This is a genomic window from Xylanibacter sp. (genome assembly GCF_057607445.1).
On sequence record NZ_DBLZAX010000041.1, the window covers coordinates 1 to 2239 of the forward strand.

The 2239-nt window shown below is 41.9% G+C and carries 4 protein-coding genes; 1 reads left to right on the forward strand and 3 read right to left on the reverse strand.

Features of this window, described 5'->3' with window-relative positions; all coding sequences use genetic code 11:
* The 3 genes from ACZMIG_RS14665 to ACZMIG_RS14675 all read right to left on the reverse strand — a co-directional run.
* Window positions 1-476 (reverse strand): MobA/MobL family protein (locus ACZMIG_RS14665; RefSeq protein ID WP_487889759.1); only part of this gene is annotated, 476 nt, incomplete at its 3' end.
* A gap of 247 nt (window positions 477-723) precedes the next feature.
* On the reverse strand, window positions 724-1134 hold the full coding sequence (locus ACZMIG_RS14670; protein WP_003505373.1) for a hypothetical protein: 411 nt from the start codon (window positions 1132-1134) through the stop codon (window positions 724-726).
* Window positions 1135-1182: 48 nt separating this feature from the next.
* Complete coding sequence (locus tag ACZMIG_RS14675; protein ID WP_003505382.1) at window positions 1183-1413, reverse strand: helix-turn-helix domain-containing protein; 231 nt, start codon at window positions 1411-1413, stop codon at window positions 1183-1185.
* Between the two features lie 174 nt (window positions 1414-1587).
* Here ACZMIG_RS14675 and ACZMIG_RS14680 point away from each other — a divergent pair, with 174 nt between their 5' ends.
* Window positions 1588-2217 carry a helix-turn-helix domain-containing protein gene (locus ACZMIG_RS14680; RefSeq protein ID WP_003505395.1) on the forward strand — a complete coding sequence of 210 codons (630 nt, stop codon included), beginning with the start codon at window positions 1588-1590 and terminating at the stop codon, window positions 2215-2217.
* Window positions 2218-2239: the final 22 nt, after the last annotated feature.

Consider the following 2239-nt stretch of genomic DNA (forward strand, 5'->3'; position numbering starts at 1 on the left):
TCCACGAAAGTCTTTTGAATATATTCGGTTGTATAATCAATCTGTTCCTGTCTGCTCCATTCTTTCGGCAGGGAAAATTCAAATGAGCGTCCAAGCTGTGCATCTGCATTTTTTTCTATCTTCAATACCTCATTCCATAGACGCTGTTTCTGAAATGTGATTTTAAACTTTTCCAGTGCGGCATCTTTATCATCCGCTCTTTTATAACGGATAGACTGTTGAAACCTTTTTATATTTTCTTCCGGTACATGCAGCCATTCAGGAGGTGCATTTTCGCACATCATCAGACTGGTGTAGACGACTTCCTTTTTGGAAGTATAGTAACTGATTCTGCCTGTTTCCTCATTCTTCATCACATCTCCATTAAGATATGCCGATGCGGATATGACAGATTTTCCTTTACTGCGCCCGACAATCTTTACTGTAAAGTGAAATATCGCCATGATACGATTCCCCCTTTCTGCCGTATCCGGCATTGATTTCCGACAGCATCTTCTTCTGGTTTGGCAGAAGTGAAGCTGTCGGAACGCCCTCTGCGCAAGAGTGCCCCCTGCGGCATGAGCAGGTCTGGCTGAAAGCCCCGCCGACGGAACGAGCCCGGCAAGCGTAAGCGCAGACCGGTTGCCACTTGTGGCAAACTTATAAGGACGACCTCTGGTTGTCCATAAGTGCGCCCTTCATTCAAAGGCAATGAAGGGAATGGAAAAACCACTCCCTCCGCCATTACACTTCCTCCATATCTGTAAGTGGCTCTTTCTGCATCGCCTTTGAGAAAAACTTTCCGTTTGTTTCCTGCCTTTTTAAGAAGCCTATCAACTTTGGTAAATCTTCCTCCTCAATCGGACAGCCAAGAACCGATTCCACTGCGCCACCAATCTGACAGAGCCTGTGGGTTCGTTTTTTACTTTCCTCTGCTTTCTTTCGCTTTTCCAGTTCCTTCCGCTGTGCAATGAGCTTTTTTGTAGCTTCAATGCTTTCCTGTTCCTTTTTCTCTAATGCACGTATTCTTTCTTCATAAGTCTTTGTTGATTTCGCCATATCGTCTTCATCCTTTCTTTTTCCGATAAACAACAGTTCCCGGTTGCATATCAGGAGAAGCACATGGTATAATCCTCTTGCGTGTAGGTATATCATGGCTTCGGTCTGATAGAACCTTTGGCGGTTTCTTAGGAAGCCGCCTTTTTAAGTTGCCACATTTCTTGTGACAGCTTTTACATTTCCTTTATCCCTCAGATCACGCCCCTCGTTGGCTTCCATGAACTTTTCCAGAATGTCAGTTTTAATAAGGACTTTTCTTCCGACCTTTAATACCGGAAGCTTCTTCCATTCAACCAGCTTTCTCAAAGTGTTTCTGCCAATTCCTGTATAGTCGGCTGCTTCCTCGATGGATAATGCAATCTTTCTTTCCGTCATCTTGTCACCTCCTTATAAATTGCATTATGCAATTTTTGTTGTGCTGTTAGTATAGCGGTTTTATATTGTGTTGTCAAGCGTTATGAAATTTTAAAAATAATTATTATATTGCATATTGCAATTATGTGAGGTACATGCTATAATTCATACATACCGAAAAAGGAGGCAATCAGCATGAAAGATAAAGAACTACGCAAGCTGATAGGCAGCAGGGCAAAACAGCGTCGTCTGGAATTAAATCTGACACAGCCTTATGTTGCAGAGAAGATGGGAGTTACAGCTTCCACAATCCTGCGTTATGAGAATGGTTCGATTGACAATACCAAAAAGATGGTGCTGGAAGGTCTTTCGGAAGCACTTCATGTATCTATTGAATGGCTCAGGGGGGAAACCGATGAATACGAAACCGATATTACGGATAAGAAAGAATTACAGATTCGTGATGCAATGGGCGATATTCTCAAACAGTTACCTCTCGACCTTAGTAAAAAGGAAGATGCTTTTTCCAAAGATTTACTGCTGTTGATGTTAAAGCAATATAACCTGTTTCTGGAATCATTCCAGTTTGCCTGCAAGAATTACAAGGGCAACACAAATGAAGCTGATATTGCAAAAGTAATGGGGTTTGAATCGAATGATGAATATAACGAGATTATGTTTCTCCGGGAGATCACCCATACTGTTAATGCTTTTAACGACATGGCAGATATTGTAAGGCTCTATTCCAAGAAACCGGAAATGGCAGAACAAAGGCTTGAAAATCTTTTATCAGAAGTTTTGTATGAGGATTCCGATTCGGTATAGAACGACAACCGGAGTTATGATA

What these genes read in the sequence shown, in the direction of transcription:
- ACZMIG_RS14670 (WP_003505373.1), bottom strand. Translation starts at nt 1,134, where the DNA reads ATGATATACCTACACGCAAGAGGATTATACCATGTGCTTCTCCTGATA.
- ACZMIG_RS14680 (WP_003505395.1), top strand. Translation starts at nt 1,588, where the DNA reads ATGAAAGATAAAGAACTACGCAAGCTGATAGGCAGCAGGGCAAAACAG.
- ACZMIG_RS14675 (WP_003505382.1), bottom strand. Translation starts at nt 1,413, where the DNA reads ATGACGGAAAGAAAGATTGCATTATCCATCGAGGAAGCAGCCGACTAT.